Origin of the sequence: Streptomyces rapamycinicus NRRL 5491 (genome assembly GCF_024298965.1) — a bacterium.
Taxonomy (GTDB): domain Bacteria; phylum Actinomycetota; class Actinomycetes; order Streptomycetales; family Streptomycetaceae; genus Streptomyces; species Streptomyces rapamycinicus.
In genome coordinates this window covers 12033703-12050779 of record NZ_CP085193.1, presented here as the reverse complement: position 1 = coordinate 12050779, position 17077 = coordinate 12033703, and the positions used below count along the sequence as shown (strand labels likewise).

The window sequence follows — 17077 nt, the reverse complement described above, 5'->3', positions numbered from 1 at the left end:
TCCAGTAGGTGGCGCCCCGACGATGACCGACCCCCATCACCTCCAATGGAGTGGCCATGCCTCCCGAGCACCGTGGCTCCACCCGAATGATTCTCTCCCTCGCCGCCGCCGTGGCACTGGCCGTGACCGGTTCCACGGCGGTGAGCGCCTCCGCACAGCCGAAGGCGGACGGCCTGCGGGAAGTGATGTTCGTGGGCAACAACTGGGACGGCACCGCCGACGTCATAAAGTCCACCGGTGACCTGGCCAGGATCGGCCGGATCAACGTCATACCGGACAAGGACCAGCGGCTCACCGAGATCTACCTCAACCCCATCAAGCTCGCCTTCTTCCTGGGGATCCGGCTGGGGCCGGGAGAAGGGCACGACCAGTTCGTCGACGACATGTACTCGACCCCGGACGGCTCCGCCATCGTCGTCTCCCGGCCCAGCTTCGCCGACGTGGTCTCGATCGACGTCACGACGGGGAAAGTCAACTGGCGCTTCCCCGTGTCGGGGTTCCGCGCGGACCACATGGCCGTGTCCCCCGACGGCAAACGCGTCGCGGTGTCGGCTTCTACGTCGAACACGGTGCATGTCCTCGACATCGAGACGGGGAAGCAGCTCGGTTCGTTCTCCGCCGGTGACAAGCCCCATGAGAACGTCTTCACCGACGGCGGCAAGTATCTCTGGAACATGTCGATCGGCGAGGTCAACACCGACCTGGACGATCCGTCGATGGACTGGACGAAGGGCGACCGGCACATCACCGTGGTCGACACGAAGACGTTCAAGCAGGTCAAGGTCATCGACATGCGCGAACGGCTCGACGCCTTCGGCCGCAAGGACCTGTCCGACGCCGTCCGGCCCGTCGCCTTCACCCCCGACGAGTCCAAGCTCTACTTCCAGGTCTCCTTCTTCAACGGGTTCCTGGAGTACGACGTGGCCAAGGACAAGATCACCCGCGCGAAGACCCTCCCGAAGAACCCTGACACCAGCGAGGACCGCACCACCTGGGTCAACGACTCCCGCCACCACGGCCTGTCGATGAGCCCCGACGGCAAGAAGCTGTGCGTGGCCGGGACGATGGACGACTACGCGACCGTCGTGGACCGGGAATCGCTCCAGGAGGGCCCCCTGGTACCGACCTCGAAGCCCTACTGGGCGACGGTGAGCGGCGACGGCACCTCGTGCGTCGTCTCCGAGAGCGGCGCCGACCGGGTCACCGCGATCGACTTCGCGACGGGCGAGAAGACCGCGTCCGTGCCGGTCGGCGACCACCCGCAGCGGGTCCGCATCGGCCATGTGGCCGCCGACTGGACCGGACCGGCGGACTCGTAGCGGTACCCCGGCGCGCCGCGGCGCGCCGGTGGCCAGGCGGGGGCCAATACGTCATGCGCCCCCGCCTCGTCATGCCGGCGGCAGGTCAGACGACCCCCTGGGCGGTCATGGCCTCGGCGACACGGAGGAAGCCCGCGGTGTTGGCGCCGAGCACGTAGTCGTCGGCGTCACCGCCATAGGTCTCCGCGGTGGCGCGGCACTGCGCATGCACCTGCCGCATGATGGTGGCGAGCTGGTCCTCCGTACGTTCGAAGCTCCAGCTCTCGCGGGCCGCGTTCTGCTGCATTTCGAGTGCGGAGGTCGCCACCCCGCCCGCGTTGGCGGCCTTGCCGGGACCGAACAGAATCCGCGCGCCGCGGAAGACCTCGACCGCCTCGGGCGTGCACGGCATGTTCGCGCCCTCGGCCACGGCCAGCACACCGTTCTTCGTCAGCGCGGTGGCGTCCTGCTGGTGCAGCTCGTTCTGGGTCGCGCACGGCAGCGCGACCTGGCACGGCACGTCGAACACCGACCCCCGGGCGGAGAACCGGGCGGTCGTCTTCACCTCGGTGTAGGCGGAGATCCGCTCGCGGCGCACCTCCTTGATCTCCTTGAGCAGTTCCAGGTCGATGCCGTCCTCGTCGACCAGGTAGCCGGAGGAGTCGGAGCAGGCCACCACCCGTCCGCCGAGGGCGTGCACCTTCTCGATGGCGTAGATGGCCACGTTGCCCGATCCGGAGACCACGGCCCGCCGTCCGTCGAAGTCCTGGCCGCGCGTGGCGAGCATCTCCTGGGCGAAGAACACCGCGCCGTAGCCGGTCGCCTCGGTGCGGGCATGCGATCCGCCCCAGCCGACCGGCTTACCGGTCAGAACGCCGGACTCATGACGGTTGGTGATCCGCTTGTACTGGCCGAAGAGATAGCCGATCTCACGGCCGCCGACTCCGATGTCCCCGGCGGGCACGTCCGTGTGCTCGCCCAGATGCCGGTACAGCTCCGTCATGAACGCCTGGCAGAAGCGCATGACCTCGGCGTCCGAGCGGCCCTTGGGATCGAAGTCCGAACCGCCCTTGCCGCCGCCGATCGCCATGCCGGTGAGCGCGTTCTTGAAGATCTGCTCGAAGCCCAGGAACTTGACGATGCCGAGGTTGACACTGGGGTGGAACCGCAGTCCGCCCTTGTACGGGCCGAGGGCGCTGTTGAACTCCACCCGAAAGCCGCGGTTGACCTGCACCGTTCCCTGGTCGTCCACCCACGGGACCCGGAAGATCAGCTGTCGTTCGGGCTCGCAGAGCCGTTCCACGATCCTGGCGTGGAGGTACTCCGGATGGGCCTGGAGCACGGGTCCTATCGCTTGCAGGACTTCGTGTGCCGCCTGATGGAACTCCGTTTCTGCGGGATCCCGGCGGTGGAGATTGCCGTAGACGGCCTCGAGGTAGGCGCTGACGTCCATGTGCGCTGTTCTCTCCGTTCGCATGCGAGCCGGCCGGGCGCCGGCACGAGCCGTGCTTCAGGCGCGGAAGTGCGCCGACAGCGTACTTCAGCCGGTGTCGGCCTTCAGTGGGGAAGAGACCAGGCCGGAGTCCGGCGTGCCGTGCCGGGCCGCCGACCACCCGATCAGGGCTCCGCGCAGGGCGCCCATGAGGCGGGTGGCCGCCTCGTCCTCGGTTCGTCCGCTCTTGATGAGGTCGAGGATGTCCCGTGGGTCGAACAACGCGTTCCACAGATACAGGGCTTCGTCGCCCAGGTCTCCCAGACCGAGCTCCTGCGGCCGTCTGCCGCAGCGGCTCGGTGAGCGCTTCGGCCTGCGGGGTGAGGTAGCCGGTGCCCTCGCGGAGTCGTTCGAGGTAGCCGCGGTGCGAGCGCATCTGCGCCATCGCACCGCCGTGCTCGAGGACCAGGGACACCCAGTACCGCGACACCGCTTCGAGCTTGCGCATGCCCCGGGTCGTCTGCGCGGCGCTGAAGTCCCTGAGTTCGGAGCCCACTTGGGCGCGGAAGGCGTGCAGGATCTCCTCCACGGAGGAGAAGTGGCGGTAGGCGGTCGCGGTGGACACCTCGGCATGCTTGGCGATCTCCGCGAGGCTGACCGGGGTGGGCGAGTTCTCGAAGAGCCGTGCGGCCGCCCTGATGAGGTGCCTGCGGTTGCGCTCGGTGTCACTGCGCATGGGACGACTCCTCCTCGCGTCCGGGACGGCGTTCATCGCAGGGCGGCGAGGCCGTGGGCCAGCCTGCGGACGCCCTCGACGATGGACCGCGGGCCGGCCGCGTACGACAGGCGCAGGTGCCCCTCGCCCCGGGCCCCGAACTCGCTTCCGGGCCGGACCGCGACACCGTGCGCGCGCAGTGCCGCCACGACATCGACGGAGGGCAGGGCGAGGTCGTACCGCGGGAACTGGTAGAAGGCCCCCTCGGGCGTGCTGAGGGTGAGACCTGGGATCGAGGCCAGTTCCCTGCGCATGATCTCGCCGAGTTCCTCGTAGGCGGCGCGCATCCGGGCGACGTCATCCGCACAGCTTTCCACCGCGACGAGCGCGGCGTCCTGGATAAAGGTGTTCACCGACCCGTTGAAGGTGTTGTGGACGCGCGCGGCCGCCTGGATGAGGGGCGGCGGACCCCAGAGGTAACCCACGCGCCAGCCGGTCATCGCGTAACTCTTGGAGAAGGTCTGGCAGTAGACGGTCCGCTCGCGCAGCCCGTCGACGGAGACCGCGGACGTGAAGGGCCGTCCGGTGTAATCCAGGCCGGAGTATGCCTCGTCGGAGATGACGATCGTGGAGGTGCCGTCGAGCAGTTCGGCGAGCGCGGAGAGTTCCTCGTGGCCGTGGACGATCCCGGTCGGGTTCACGGGGTTGCAGAAGACGAAGAGCCTGGCGTCCGCGAGGGCGGCGGCGAGCCGGTCGAGATCCCAGTGCAGGTCCGGACCGAGCGGGACGGGGGCGACGACCACCCCCTGCCATGGCGACGAGGTCGGCGTAGAGGGAGTAGGTGGGGTCGGGGATGACCACCTTGTCACCGGGGTTGACGATGGAGAGGATCGAGGCCGCGAGGCCGGCGGTCCCGCCCTGGGTGATCAGGATGTCGGCGGCGGAGACCGGCGCTTGGGTGGTGGCGGCGAGCTTCCCGGCCAGTGCCTCGCGCAGGGCGGGTTCGCCGAGCAGCGGCGAGTAGTGCGTCCGTCCGGCGCGCAGCGAGGCCTGGGCCGCCTCGGTCACCAAGGGGGGCGTGTCGAAATCGGGTTCGCCCATGGCGAGGGAGACGAGGTCGGCCCGGGACCGCGGCTGCTGCGTACGGCGGGACGCGGCCGCGATCCGGGCGACGGCGTCGGCGGTGGCGAACCGGGGCGGCTGCGTGGTGACGGTGGGCGGCATGCGCTCCTCCTGGTGGCGGGTGTCCCGCCCCACCGGGCCCATGAAGCACTCGCGTCGGTCCAGGAGATCGTGGCCCGCGAGGACGCACTGGACGCCGAGGTCGAGGCACTGCGGAACGCGGGCGTCCGATGACCGGCCGGAACCAGGCGGAAGGCCGCCTCCGTGTCGCGGTCGCCGCCCCGCTGTCGGAGGAGAACCGCGCCCGCGTCAGGGAGCTGGAGCCGCGGATCGACCTCGTCGTCGACCATGATCTGCTGCCTCCGATGCGCTGGCCCGCCGACTTCGCGGGAGACCCGGCCTGGAAGCGCGGCCCCGCGCGGCAGCGCGCCTACGAGGAGGCCATCGACTCCGCCGACGCCCTGTACGGCGTCCCCGACGTGGACCCGGCCGCCCTGGCGCGAGCTGTCCGGGCCAATCCGCGCCTGCGCTGGGTGCACACCATGGCCGCGGGCGGGGGCAGCCAGGTCAAGGCCGCCGGGCTGCGTCCCGACGAACTCGACCGTGTCCTCTTCACCACCTCGGCCGGGGTCCACGGACGCCCGCTCGCGGAGTTCGCCGTCTTCGGCGTGCTCGCGGGGGCCAAGGATCTGCCCCGCCTCAGCCGCCGGCAACGTGACCGGGAGTGGACCGGCCGCTGGACGATGGGACAGGTCAGCCGCCAGACCGTGCTCGTCCTCGGCTTCGGCGGGATCGGCCGGGCCGTCGCCGGGACACTCCAGGCGCTGGGTGCCACGGTCATCGGCACGAGCCGGAGAGACGTCACCGTCCCCGGTGTCTCCACCGTGATCCACCCCGACCGCATCACCGAGGTGGCACCGGCCGTGGACGCCGTCGTGAACACGCTCCCCGGCACCGAGGCGACCGAGCACCTCCTCGGCGAGCGGTTCTTCGACGCCCTGCGCCCGGGGGCCTCCCTCGTCAACGTCGGCCGACCGGGAGGCCATCCCTCACCCGGCCCCTCCCGGAGCCCCGGCTCAGTCCGGCAGCCCCCACGGCTTCGCGTCGCCCACGGCCGGCACGTCGCGCGGCCGCAGATCCGGGTGGGCGCCGCGCGGGGCGACGACGGCCGTCTCGTCCCGGCCGAGCGGGATCTCGATACGGCCGGGCCCCGTCTCCCGGTACCGCAGCCGGCGGCCGTGCTCGTCCCGTACGTCGATGGCGCCGGTGATGCCGTGCTGCAGCACCAGTGGCGCACCCGCCTCGCTGTGGACCCGCACCCACCGGGTCCTGCCGTCGGAGCGGTCCGCGTCGACGAGGAACGCGCCCTGGGCGCGCAGGGCCTGGAAGGAGACGTCGGGCCAGCGCCGTGAGACGGAGGGGAAGACCCGGACGACGCCGCCATGGCTCTGCATCCCCATGTCGAGGATCGACTGGGCCGTGGTCAGCGGGCTCTCGATGCCCAGGTTGGTGTCCTCCGCGTACATGGTGTTCTCGGTCATGTAGCAGTCCATGTAGGACTCGTCGAAGAGGTTCCCGGTGAAGGTGGTGAGGAAGTCGAGGGCGTCGTCGGGACGCCCCATCCGCGACGCCATCGAGGAGGCCGCCGCGTAGCTGTACCCCGCCCAGAGGCTGCGGTCCTCTGTCCAGTGGCCGAACGTGGTCCGCATGATGTCCCGGTCGGCCGGCCGGTCCCAGTCCAGCTCGTGCAGCGGGTAGAGCCAGAGCATGTGGGAGAAGTGGCGGTGGGAGTCGGCGAGGGGTGTGTCGGCGCCGATCAGGACGCCGTCCGCGCCGCGCGGATAGTCGACCAGACGGCGCAGGATCTCCCGCCAGCGCCCGGCGCGCGGGTTGTCGGTGCGGAGGATGCGCAGGCAGTCCAGGAGGGTGGCGCAGCCCCAGCGGAGCAGGGAGAGGTCGTAGGTGCAGTCCACCGCGTCCGCGTACTCCGGTGAGCGGGTGAGCGGCAGATGCAGCTTGCCGTCGCCGCCCTCGTGGAGGAAGTGGTCGTAGTAGTTCACCGCTTTGACGAGGATCGGGTAGAGGACGTCGCGCACGATCGCTACGTCCATGGTGTGGCGGTAGCTGAGCCATACGTTGTGCATGGCCCAGATGAGGTTGCCGTTGTTGTCGGTCTTGGTGGAGGTGCCGGGGACGCCGACGGTGTGGGCGCCGGGGCGCAGCGTCCAGTCGGAGGGGTGGGACAGGGCGTAGATCTCTTCGTTCGGGATCTCGGGCGGGAGGGACAGCGGCAGGTTCTTCTCGAAGCTCTTGAAGGTGGAGGTGACGGAGTCGAGTTCGAGGTGGTTGGAGCCCTGGATCAGCCAGGTGGCGATCTGGACGTTGAGGTTCCACCAGACCGCGGTCCAGCTCCCTCCGGTCTCCGGGTACCAGGGTCCCCACTCGGACATCGAGGGTCCTCCGGCGCGGGTGGCGCAGGCGGCCTTGTAGAGCTGGATCCAGTAGAAGTCCTGAATCCGCTTGTCGGGCACGGAGAGCAGGCTGTGCTCGTAGAAGCGGTTCCACCAGCCGCGGTGTTCGCGCACCAGGCCGTCCGGGTCCTCGGCCAGGGTCCGCGCCACCTCGGCCACGGCGAGTTCGGTGGTCTTCGAGAGGTCGTCGGGGTAGCGGTAGACGATATGCGCGGCGAGCAGCCTGCCGGTGCCGACCCGGCGTTCCCGCCAGGCGGTGGTCCACCCGCCACCGGCGATCAACGGCTGTTCGACGTAGTGGGTGGCGCCCGTGGAGCCGGTGCGGGGGTCGGGGTTGCCGGTGTAGTCGGCGGGTTTGCCCTTCGTCCGGGGCGAGGTGGCGGACATCCATGTGAACGACCAGGCCGCGCTCTCCTCCCCCGCGCTCGGCCGGGTGGAGATCAGCAGCGCGGTACGGGCGTTGTGCACCAGCATCGAGAAGCGGACGCTGCCCCGGGTGGTGGTGACGGTGCCGCGCAGCTCGGCGTCCCAGATGTCCAGGGTCCAGTCGACATCGGTCACCTCACCCGCCAGCGTGAGGTCGAAATGCCCTATGGGCAGCCGTGAATAGCCGTACGTGGCGGCCCACTGCGGTCGCTGGTCCTGTACCTGATTGTGGCTGACCATCACCTTCACGGAGTTGGCCGTGGCGCCCCGGTAGACGTTCACCCCGAGCAGACCGTTGGCCAGGAAGGGGCCGTCCTTCCAGTCGCCGGGCATCCGCCGCCACCGCGGAGCGGCGGCCCTGGCCAGCCGTTCGGTCAGGCTTCCCGACCCGCCGGGCCCCCGGGGCGCGGCCCAGGCGGTACCGGAGCCGGTCAGCGGCGCTCCGGCGCCGAGCGCGACCGCCGAGCCGGCTACGGCCGCCGAGCCGATCACTCCTCTGCGAGAGATCCCGTTCCCTGTTGTCGGGGTCACGTATGTGCCTCCCATATCCGGTGGTGAACTACCCGGCATGGTGCAGGCCATATGAGGCCCAAGGGAAGACCTCCGACGTATCAGAATTCCCAAGCGTCCATATCCGCAGGTGGGTTGGGCCGCTCAGCGACATCGAGGCGGTGGAAGGCGTCAGCCAACCGATGTCTGGGTGTCAGGGGCCCATATGAAGGTGGGAGGCCCAGAGGTCGGGCCTGCCGGGGTGGGCGCGACGGAGTTCTACGGTGGCCGTGTGCAGGGCCTGGGCGGCGCTATCGGGGCCATGGGCCGCGATGACGGTGTAGAAGTGGTCGGCGATGTCGGCCGCCGCCTGGTCGTCGATGCGCCAGTGGGTGCCGATGACATGGCGGAAGCCCGCCAGGTGGAAGGCGCCGGTGATGTGCATGGCTTCGTCGGCGCCCAGGAAGATGACATCGCTGGTGGCGCAGGCCGACAGGTAGGCGAGGTCGGCGTCCAGGCCGAACGGCAGATCTCTCGGGGTGAGTGGCTGGTCATGGAGGAGCAGCCGGCTGCGGGTCGGTTCACGGGTGTCGGCGTGCGCATGGCAGGCGAAATGGATGATCCGGGTACTGGGCAGGGCCGTCAGGACGGCGTCGCGGGTGGCTTGCTCGTTGTGCAGGACCGTGGCCGAGAGCAGCCGGGAGAGGCTGTTCACCTCGGACGCGGCACCCGGCAGCGAAGCCTGGCCGGGAGTTCTGCTCATCGCCACCACGAGGGCCTTGCCCGGGGAGGCGGGGCGTCGGCGCTCGGCGGGCAGGGACCGGACGGTGGGCAGATACGAGGACACCACTCTGTCCATGACACCGTCGTGGCCGTCGCCCGCGGCGTGCAGGGGGAAGAGCGACATCACCCCCACCGGGCACCACCAGAGGCGGGACCCCTGCCACCTCGCGGCCTTCAGCGCCTCCAGTACGGGGCGGGCGACCGTGTGCCAGAGCCAGGTGAGGACGTCAAGGACGTCCTCACAGGCGCCCGAGGCGAGGGCCATCTCGAGAGCTTTGTGCCGGGCCCTGGCCTTGTGGAGCCTGAGGCCGGGCAGGGCGACGGGGTGGACACCCGACGGTGTGACGAGCAGCGCCAGGCCGCCGGTCTCGATCGCGCTGACCGTGACGATCGGGCCACGGGTGGCGTTACGGCACAGGTGGCGGGCGGTGGTGGCCCGAGTGCCGCGCCGTCCCGGCGTCGGCACGGTGTCGGCGAGGATGCCGCGCGCCTTTTCCAGGAGTTCCAGGGCCCGATCAGGGCGGTTGGCCGCGACCGCGGCGTCGGCCGCCTTCGCGCCCAGGCCGGCGTGGACGGACAGCATGTGCTCACGGTCATGGTGGTAGGGGCTGCTCAGGCCGACCTCGGGCAGCAGCTCGACAATTGCCTCGAAGGCCGACAGCCTCTCCGCGGGATGCCTCGAGGAAAGGGAGGCCAGCTCAGCCTGTTCCAGGCTGAGCCGTATCCGCGCTCGGGCCGAGAGAGTGGGGAGGGCAAGGGCCTCGGCGACCCCCGCCCTGGCGCGGTCGAGATCGGTGGCGTCGCCGGTGCCGCCGAAGCGCAGCCGGCGGGCGACGCTGAGATCTCGCAGAATGTCCGCCCGCTGGTGGGGGGAGGCGAACTCCAAGGCGCGTTCACCCTCGGCGATGGACTCGTCGAGGTCGGTGATGTCCCGTGTCAGTTCGTACCGGTACCCGAGGGCGGCGGCGAGCAGGGCAAGCGGCAAGCAGCGCTCAGGTGCGTCGGCGACGGCTTCCCGAAACAGGTGGATCGCCTCGGGCAGGGCGTCCCGCTCACTACGCATGGTGAAACGCGCCATGTGAACGTTGCCGAGCCCGCACAGGAACTTCTGGCGGCGACGCGTGTCGGTCGCGGCCACGAGGTCAAGCGCGGCGCGGCCGTTGTCGACCGCGCTGTCCAGGTCCTCGATCGAGCCCATCCGCCGGTACCAGTGCATCTGGGCCTGGCTGAGTGAGTAGTGGGCGTCCGCCCGGGAGAAGTCGTCGTCTTCGGGGAGTTTGCGCAGTACGCGTTTCCTCAGGCCGAGGACTGTGAAGAGGTGCTCGCTGTCCTCCGTGCGCTCGTACTGGGCGAATGCGATGTCGGACTGGAGAGCGGTGATCTGGAGCTCACGGGTCAGGCACAGGGTGGCCTCGAGGATCGCCGCCGCGGCCCGGTCGAGGTCGTCGCCGGAGTGTGTCGTGCGGTAGCGCGCGAAGTACAGCGTGGCGATCTGCCACTTGATGAGCGGGTAGTCCCGGTGGTTCCGCAGGACCAGCTCCTCGGCCTGCTCGGCCCGGGCGATCGCGTCGGTCACGATGCCGGGGTCCCGGGCGGCGGCGGACCACATGCCGAGGGCGCGCGACAGGAGCAGCAGCCGGGTCGGCAGGTGCGGGCCGGGGAACTCGACCGAATCCTGGAGGAAGCCGATGGCTCGGCGCAGATCCGCGGTGTTGGGATCGCGCAGGAACCGTTGGTAGAGCTTCTCGCCGAAGGAGAACAGGAGGGAACATCCGACGGCGTCGCGGGCCGAGGTATGCGCGTATGCGGCAAGTTCCTCCGCGCACCGCAGCGCGGCCTCGTGATCCTCCGCGCTCCCGGTCGCCTCGTAGCGTTCTTCCAGCGCCAGGAGGAGCTCATGACAGGTGGCGAGGCGGTCCCGGTGGCCATGCGGGACAAGACCCGCGCGGGCCGCGGCGACGGCCCGGTCGAGGTCGGCGGTGTCGCCGCGCCGGGCGGCCAGCAGTCGCAGCGCCCGCCCAAGGGCCCTCTCGCGCTCCTCGCGCTGCGGATCACCGGCCTCGGTCGCCATGACGACGCGTTGCCAGGCGAACGCCGCACGCTCGGCACGTGCGGGATCGAGTGAGCTGCGGGCGGCCTCGCGCAGCAGTTCCGCCTCGCAGGCGCCGTAGTCGGCGAGGAAGGGGAGCATGTCGGGCGGCAGGGCCAGGTCGTCGTACAGGAGGCAGGGGGTGAGCGTCCGGATGGCCATGACCATGTCGATTCGCTCATGCGCCGCAAGATAGCGGTAGAAGAGGAAGACACCCAGCACCTGGGACGACTCGGTGTCCCCGTCGTCCCAGCTCTGCCAGACATCCGAAAGGGGCTTTGCCATCTCGTCCGCGAGGGTGAGCCCGACGTCGCCGGTCTCCGTCACCCGATTTACACAGGCGATGAGTTCCTGTAACGCGTGAGTGTCCATCAGTTCGTCTCCGGTGACGTCTGGTCACCCGCTCACAGCGCGCTGACGGCGGATGAGGTCCACGAACGTGTGGGCTTCGAGAAGGAACGCCGGCACCAGCGGTATCACGACGAGCGGCTGAGGTATACGGAAGAGCAGGGCGATCACACCGAGACTCAGGCTCAGCGCCGAGGTGATCGAGGCCGAGGTGACCGATCGGCGCAGGATGAGCGGCAGAAGGCACAGCAGCAGGCAGGCGGCGCCCCCGATACGTACCGGCCAGCCATGCCAGATGCCGGGCGCGGACACCGATACCAGGATGGCCAGCAGGACGGCCATGCCGAGCCAGGCGTCGCGGCGGATCGCGCGATCGAGAAAGGTGGCCCTGACCAGCCAGGCGAGTTCCCCCACAAGGCCGGCCGCACAGACGGCGAGGACCGTCCAGCGGCCGCCGGTCGGCTGTCCTCGCGGCACGCAGATGACGAGCAGCCCGGCGAGCAGCGCGATGATCCCCGCATGGTAGAAGCCGCGTGCCGCGTTCGCCCAGCGCTGGGCCTGTCGCAGATGGCTCTCCTGCATACCGATCAGGAACGGGCTGGGAGTCCCGTCGGTCTGCTCGCCGGGGAACCACTGCAGAAGGTCGCCCGGGGTGCACATATAACGTCGTGACCATGCCGTCCCCTGAATGGTCGCGATCTGCAGCAGACCGGACAGGACGAACAGAGCCAAGGAGGCGTTCGGCCACCGGCTGACGCCCGCCGGGCCCGGGGCCGACTGCAGCGCCACCACCGCGAGCGTGAAGCTTCCTCCGGCGAGCAGCGGGGCGGCGAACCCGCCGACCGCCTGGATGCTGTCCAGGTAGCCCATCGGGACGGGTGGCCGCCAGCTCATGTACCGGCCGCTCTCGGGCACTCCGGGGTGTGATCGCCGTCGACCCCGCCGCAGGAGCAGGAGTAGCCGCGTCCGGCGATGCCCCGGACCTCGGAGATCCCGCGCTCGAACGTGATCCGGGGCGACGGCAGTGCCAGCGCGCCCGCCACCGCCGAGCCGACGGCGATCAGGTCGGCCGTCTCCGGCACCACGATCAGCACTCGGAGGTCGCCCGGCCCAGCCTGCGTCACCTCGACGAGGTCCGCGCCGAACGGCGCGAGAGCGGTGCCGACCAGTTCCCTGTCGGGTGGTTCGGTCTGCTGCCACGTCCCTCGTAACCGCACTATCAGCTCTTCGCGCACCGGGCCATCATGCCCGCGCGGTGCCCCGGGGATTCACGGAACCGCGGACAGAGCCATATTCCGCTTCACCGGACGCCGATGGATCCCGTCCGCAGGCCGGCCGGTGATGCCGAGCGGCGGCCGGCCGGCCGCCGCTCGGCGGGGATCACTGCGGGTCGGCCACGGTGACCGGCTCGTCGTTCTTCAGCTCTTGCACAAGCTGTTTGACCTTGGCCTTGTCCCACTGGAGGTTGCCGCCGACGCTGCCGGAGATGGGCATGTTCAGCGACTTGCCGTCGCTGCCGGTGACGTCCTGCATGGCGAAGAACATCTTGGCCAGGTAGTAGGGGTTCATGTCCTTGTCGACGATGAGGGTGTCGAGTCCGGCACCCATGGTGGGGTAGAGCTTGAAGGGGTTCAGGAGCGTGCCGGGCGTCGCGGTCTGACTTGCCAGCGCGGAGAGGAACTTCTGCTGGTTCTTGGTGCGTTCCAGGTCACTGGTGGCGAAGGCGTGCCGGGTGCGGACGAACGCGAGTGCCTGCTGGCCGTTCAGCGTCTGCTCGCCCGCGTCGAAGTCGGCGCCGGACCACTTGTCCTTGAAGCCCTTGTCGAGGGTCATGTCGACGCCGCCGATGGAGTCCACGATGTTGGCGAAGCCGGAGAACCCGACCTCCGCGTAGTGGTCGATGTGCAGGCCGGTGTTGTACTCGACGGTGCGGACCAGCAGCTGCGGGCCGTCGATGGAGTACGCGGCGTTCAGCTTGTTGTCGCCCAGCGGGCCCTTGATCTCCCCGGACTCGGAGCCGCGGAACTTCGGGATGGTCACGTTCGAGTCGCGCGGCAGCGATATGAGTGTCGGGCCGGACGCGCCGTCGTGCAGGATCATCATCGAGTCCGTGCGCTTGCCGTCGGCGGAGCCCGTGTGCAGGTCCTTCTTCTGCTGGTCCGACATGCCCTCGCGGCTGTCGGACCCCACGATCAGGTAGTTGGTGCCCTCCCCCGTGCCGGGGCGGTCGACCACCTTGCCGAGGTCGACTTCCTTGCGCAGCTCGGAGTCGGCCCAGAAGTACGTTGCCACCGAGACGACCAGCAGAACGACGACCAAGGCGACCAGGACACGTAGGACCGTCCTGCCACGGCGGCGGTGCGGCCTGCCGCGGTGCCCACCACCGTGCTCCTCGTACGGGAAGTCGTCCGGTGGGGGCGTGCCGTCGTTGCCCGGCGCGGGGTTTCCCCATCCAGCGGGGTGCGCGAAGCCGGGGTTTCTGCTGTCTGTCCTTGGGTGCATGCCCGACAGTGTGCATTCCCCGCCCGACCGAAATGCAAATGGCGGAGGGCATGCACCCCGGAGTGTTTCCAATTTGATATACAACTCCAAGGCGGGCAGCGAAAAGCGCACAGCCGATAGCCGCGTACGACTGGGACATGACTCCACACACCCCACTCCACGGCGGTGCCGACGGCGCCATTACCTACAGCGCCGAGGGCGCGGATCGTGTTACTCGGCCCGGATCGAGCGGGGCGCGCCGGGCGAAAATGGCCCAGGAGTAACACGCGTTTACGGTCCGGCGCTGTAGGTACTGCCGACTGGCCATCGGCACGCGCCCTCCCTGGTCGATCTCCGGTCCCCCCCCCCCGGGTTCAGGGACAGCAAGGCGCGTGGCGCGGGCGGGTACCCGATATCCGCCCGCGCCCTCCTCGAGACGGTCAGAGCCGTCGCACCCAGGCCGCCGCGCCGTGCCCGATCGCCAGGTAGATCCCGCGGGCAGTGCGTAGTTGAAGAAGACTCGCACGGATTCCGTGTCCATCGTGAAGATGTCCTGTGACCAGCCGGCGAGCCAGTCCGCTGCACCGTGCACGAAGTCGACGAAGACATTCGCCTGATTCGCGTCGAGCATGTACAGCAGGATCCACAACGCCAGAAAACCCGCGGCAATGTCTGCGAGGGTGTGAATGACCAGCGCTGTCCTGTCTGCACCCAGACCCCCTCCATTGCCCCGCCCGACGCCGATTGGCAGCGGGATATCCGGCAGGGTCGGCATGGTATGGGCGATTTCCATCGCTGTTGTACTGACTGTTATCCGCTACGCGGTCATGGGGGTAACTCATGGGGCTCCCCCTTGCCGTGCCAGCCCAACCGAAACCTTCTTCACACTCGTTTCACACCGGTGTTCCCGGGGTGTTATGAATTCTGCCGGGAACCGGCCTGGGCCGAGATAATTTGATACGGCCTCAGTTCTCTTGGAGCGGTGTGGATGGCATGGTCGGGTGCGTGGAGCTACGTCACCTTTCCGGATTCGTCGCCGTCGCCGAGGAACTGCACTTCGGGCGGGCAGCCGAGCGGCTGCACATCGCCCAGTCGCCGCTGAGCCAGCAGATCCGGCTGCTGGAGCGGGATCTCGGGGTCAGGCTGTTCGACCGCACGACCCGGTCCGTGCAGCTCACCGCCGCGGGGCGGGCGCTGCTGGAGCCCGCCCGGCGGCTGCTGGCCGAGGCCTCGGCCGCACGGCGGACCGTGCAGGCGGCGCATCTGGGCGAGGTCGGCCGCGTCACGCTCGGTTTCGCGGGCGCCAGCAGCTACTCCGCCCTGCCGGTGCTGACGCGTGCCGTCACCTCCGAACACCCTGGTATCGAGTTGGTCCTGGAGGGCCAGACCTATGCCGGCGAGGCGCTGGGGCGGATCGCCGAGGGGTCGCTGGACCTCGGCTTCGTGGCGCTGCCCGTACGGCGCGGGATCAGCGCACGGGTCGTCCGCATGGAGCGGCTGCAGCTGGCGCTGCCGGACAGCCATCCGCTCGCGAACCGTGCCGAGGTGGCCTTCGCCGAGCTGGCGCGGGAGCCGTTCGTGACGTTCCCGCTCTCTCGCGGCTCCGCGGTGCGGGAGGCGATGATGCAGGCCTGCCACGAGGCGGGGTTCGCGCCACGGATCGCTCAGGAGGCACCCGATTCGTACACCATGCTCGCCCTGGTCGGCGCGGGTGTCGGCCTCGCGGTGGTCGTGGAGTCGGCGCGCAACATTCAACTGGAACATGTCGTCTTCCGTCCCCTGGCCGGGGACGATGTGCCGGTGCTGCCGATCGCGCTGGGCTGGCGCTCGGGCAACCAGTCCGCCGCCCTGGCAGCGGTGCTGCGCGTCGCCGACCGGGTCCTGCCCACCCCGGCCGACTTCCACGGATAGCGGCGATCGGCCCGTCGATTGTGATGGATGACGTCTCACCGATAAGCGGAATTGGTCTTGGACACCTCTGAAACGGCGGGTGCACAGTGATGGCCATCTCGCGATGGGGCGCCGAGCGGCCGCACCGCTCTCCTCCACAGGCTCTCGTGGCGAGATCTGCCGCTACGAGAGGACGCTCGTCATGCAGCACATCACTCCGGCCGATCGGCCACCCACGGCCCGCGACGCCAGACGTGCCGGGATCACCGCCTTCGTCGGCACCACCATCGAGTGGTTCGACTTCTACATCTACGGCTCCGCCTCCGCGCTCGTCCTCGGCAAGGTCTTCTTCGCCGACGTCCCGCCCGCGGTCGGCACTCTGGCCGCGTTCGCCACCTTCTGGGTCGGGTTCCTCGCCCGCCCCCTCGGCGGCCTGATCTTCGGCCACTACGGCGACCGCCACGGCCGCAAGAAGGCCCTGATCACCACGCTCGTCATGATGGGTACGGCCACCTTCTGCGTCGGGCTGCTGCCCGGATACGCGCAGATCGGCGCCGCCGCCCCGGTCCTCCTCGTCCTGCTGCGCATGGTCCAGGGCGTCGCGATGGGCGGGGAGTGGGGCGGCGCGGTGCTCATCGCCACCGAGTACGCCCCGCCGAAGCGGAAGCTGCTCTACGGAGCCTTCGCCCAGCAGGGCTCCCCGGTCGGCAATCTCCTCGCGACGCTCGCCTTCCTCGGCATCGCCAGGCTCCCGGACGCCGCCTTCGAATCCTGGGGCTGGCGCGTCCCCTTCCTCGCCTCCGCCGTCCTCGTGGCCATCGGCCTGGTCATCCGGCTGCGGCTGGCGGAGACCCCCGAGATGCTGGCCGTCCTGGAACGCAAGCAAACCGCCAAGCTGCCCATCAAGGTCGTGCTCACCCGCTATCCGCTGCTCGTCGCCCTGGGCGTACTCGCGGGCACCGCCGGCGTCGCGATCACCTACATCAAGACGACCTTCGCGCTCTCCTGGGCCACCTCCGACATCGGCTTCGACCGCACCACCTTTCTGACCGTCATCTCCCTCACCCTCGTGGTGCAGGTCGTGGTCCAGCCCTTCGGCGCCGTCCTCGCCGGCCGGTGGCCGCTGAAGAAGGCCGTGCTGTGGATGCTCGTGCCCGAGTTCGTCGTCCTGCCGCTGATGTTCGTGCTCTGCGCCACCGGCAACTTCTGGCTGGCCGTCCTCGGGATGGGGCTGGCGACCTTTCCGCACGCCATGTACTACGCGGCGCTGGCGGGCATCCTCGCCCGTGTCTTCCCCGTCGAGGTCCGCTACACCGGAATGTCCCTGTCGTACCAGCTGTGCACCACGCTCTTCGCCGGGACAGCGCCGATCGTCGCCCAGTACCTGCTCACCGCCTCCGGCTCGATCTGGCCGGTCGTCGGTCTCGGCCTCGGCTACACCGCCGTGACCCTCCTCGGCGTGCTGCCGCTGCTGGCCCGCACCGGTGAACCGTCCCCGGCCGTCACCGCCCGCGCCGCCACACCCGTCTGAGC

12 protein-coding genes and 3 pseudogenes are annotated in these 17077 nt (G+C 69.6%); 4 read left to right on the top strand and 11 right to left on the bottom strand.

The window, feature by feature from the left end; translation table 11 throughout:
• Positions 1–56 precede the first annotated feature (56 nt).
• A complete protein-coding gene (locus LIV37_RS49655; RefSeq protein WP_020874651.1) occupies positions 57–1319 on the top strand; it encodes an outer membrane protein assembly factor BamB family protein in 1263 nt (420 codons plus the stop codon).
• Between the two features lie 85 nt (positions 1320–1404).
• Here the strand turns inward: LIV37_RS49655 and gdhA are convergent, their stop codons facing one another.
• The 5 genes and pseudogenes from gdhA to LIV37_RS49630 all read right to left on the bottom strand — a co-directional run.
• Positions 1405–2751: an NADP-specific glutamate dehydrogenase gene (gene gdhA, locus LIV37_RS49650; RefSeq protein WP_020874650.1), complete on the bottom strand. Its 1347-nt coding sequence runs from the start codon at positions 2749–2751 to the stop codon at positions 1405–1407.
• A gap of 87 nt (positions 2752–2838) precedes the next feature.
• The gene (locus LIV37_RS49645) at positions 2839–3012 is read right to left on the bottom strand and encodes a hypothetical protein (protein WP_020874649.1); all 174 of its coding nucleotides are present in this window, start codon (positions 3010–3012) and stop codon (positions 2839–2841) included.
• Positions 3013–3358: 346 nt separating this feature from the next.
• Positions 3359–3466: pseudogene (locus LIV37_RS49640) on the bottom strand (TetR/AcrR family transcriptional regulator); the annotation flags it as partial.
• Between the two features lie 32 nt (positions 3467–3498).
• A complete protein-coding gene (locus tag LIV37_RS49635; protein ID WP_020874648.1) occupies positions 3499–4248 on the bottom strand; it encodes a pyridoxal phosphate-dependent aminotransferase in 750 nt (249 codons plus the stop codon).
• A 91-nt stretch (positions 4249–4339) separates the two neighbouring features.
• Positions 4340–4546, bottom strand: a pseudogene (locus LIV37_RS49630) (aminotransferase class I/II-fold pyridoxal phosphate-dependent enzyme); the annotation flags it as partial.
• Between the two features lie 251 nt (positions 4547–4797).
• On the opposite strand from LIV37_RS49630, the pseudogene LIV37_RS52295 reads away from it, so the two are divergent.
• Positions 4798–5589: pseudogene (locus tag LIV37_RS52295) on the top strand (NAD(P)-dependent oxidoreductase); the annotation flags it as partial.
• Positions 5590–5643: 54 nt separating this feature from the next.
• Here LIV37_RS52295 and LIV37_RS49620 read toward each other — a convergent pair.
• The 6 genes from LIV37_RS49620 to LIV37_RS52835 all read right to left on the bottom strand — a co-directional run bounded on the left by LIV37_RS49620 (position 5644) and on the right by LIV37_RS52835 (position 14447).
• Entirely contained in the window at positions 5644–7995 is a 2352-nt protein-coding gene (locus LIV37_RS49620; RefSeq protein WP_338060256.1) for a glycosyl hydrolase family 95 catalytic domain-containing protein, read from the bottom strand.
• A 172-nt stretch (positions 7996–8167) separates the two neighbouring features.
• Complete coding sequence (locus LIV37_RS49615; RefSeq protein ID WP_020874643.1) at positions 8168–11152, bottom strand: CHAT domain-containing protein; 2985 nt, start codon at positions 11150–11152, stop codon at positions 8168–8170.
• A 69-nt stretch (positions 11153–11221) separates the two neighbouring features.
• On the bottom strand, positions 11222–12043 hold the full coding sequence (locus LIV37_RS49610; RefSeq protein ID WP_020874642.1) for a hypothetical protein: 822 nt from the start codon (positions 12041–12043) through the stop codon (positions 11222–11224).
• Positions 12044–12063: 20 nt separating this feature from the next.
• Positions 12064–12408 (bottom strand): hypothetical protein, encoded by a 345-nt coding sequence (locus LIV37_RS49605; protein WP_020874641.1) that lies wholly within the window; start codon positions 12406–12408, stop codon positions 12064–12066.
• 145 nt (positions 12409–12553) lie between these two features.
• Positions 12554–13759: an LCP family protein gene (locus LIV37_RS49600; RefSeq protein WP_373920797.1), complete on the bottom strand. Its 1206-nt coding sequence runs from the start codon at positions 13757–13759 to the stop codon at positions 12554–12556.
• A gap of 100 nt (positions 13760–13859) precedes the next feature.
• The gene (locus LIV37_RS52835; protein ID WP_420834374.1) at positions 13860–14447 is read right to left on the bottom strand and encodes a hypothetical protein; all 588 of its coding nucleotides are present in this window, start codon (positions 14445–14447) and stop codon (positions 13860–13862) included.
• A 212-nt stretch (positions 14448–14659) separates the two neighbouring features.
• On the opposite strand from LIV37_RS52835, the gene LIV37_RS49590 reads away from it, so the two are divergent.
• Together LIV37_RS49590 and LIV37_RS49585 are read left to right on the top strand one after the other, a co-directional pair.
• A complete protein-coding gene (locus tag LIV37_RS49590; protein ID WP_121826676.1) occupies positions 14660–15565 on the top strand; it encodes a LysR substrate-binding domain-containing protein in 906 nt (301 codons plus the stop codon).
• 181 nt (positions 15566–15746) lie between these two features.
• Positions 15747–17075 carry an MFS transporter gene (locus LIV37_RS49585; protein ID WP_020874638.1) on the top strand — a complete coding sequence of 443 codons (1329 nt, stop codon included), beginning with the start codon at positions 15747–15749 and terminating at the stop codon, positions 17073–17075.
• Positions 17076–17077: the final 2 nt, after the last annotated feature.

Bases quoted from the DNA above. Each gene is read 5' to 3' on its own strand.
- LIV37_RS49655 (WP_020874651.1), top strand. From the start codon at position 57: ATGCCTCCCGAGCACCGTGGCTCCACCCGAATGATTCTCTCCCTCGCC.
- gdhA (WP_020874650.1), bottom strand. From the start codon at position 2,751: ATGGACGTCAGCGCCTACCTCGAGGCCGTCTACGGCAATCTCCACCGC.
- LIV37_RS49610 (WP_020874642.1), bottom strand. From the start codon at position 12,043: ATGGGCTACCTGGACAGCATCCAGGCGGTCGGCGGGTTCGCCGCCCCG.
- LIV37_RS52835 (WP_420834374.1), bottom strand. From the start codon at position 14,447: ATGGAAATCGCCCATACCATGCCGACCCTGCCGGATATCCCGCTGCCA.
- LIV37_RS49585 (WP_020874638.1), top strand. From the start codon at position 15,747: ATGCAGCACATCACTCCGGCCGATCGGCCACCCACGGCCCGCGACGCC.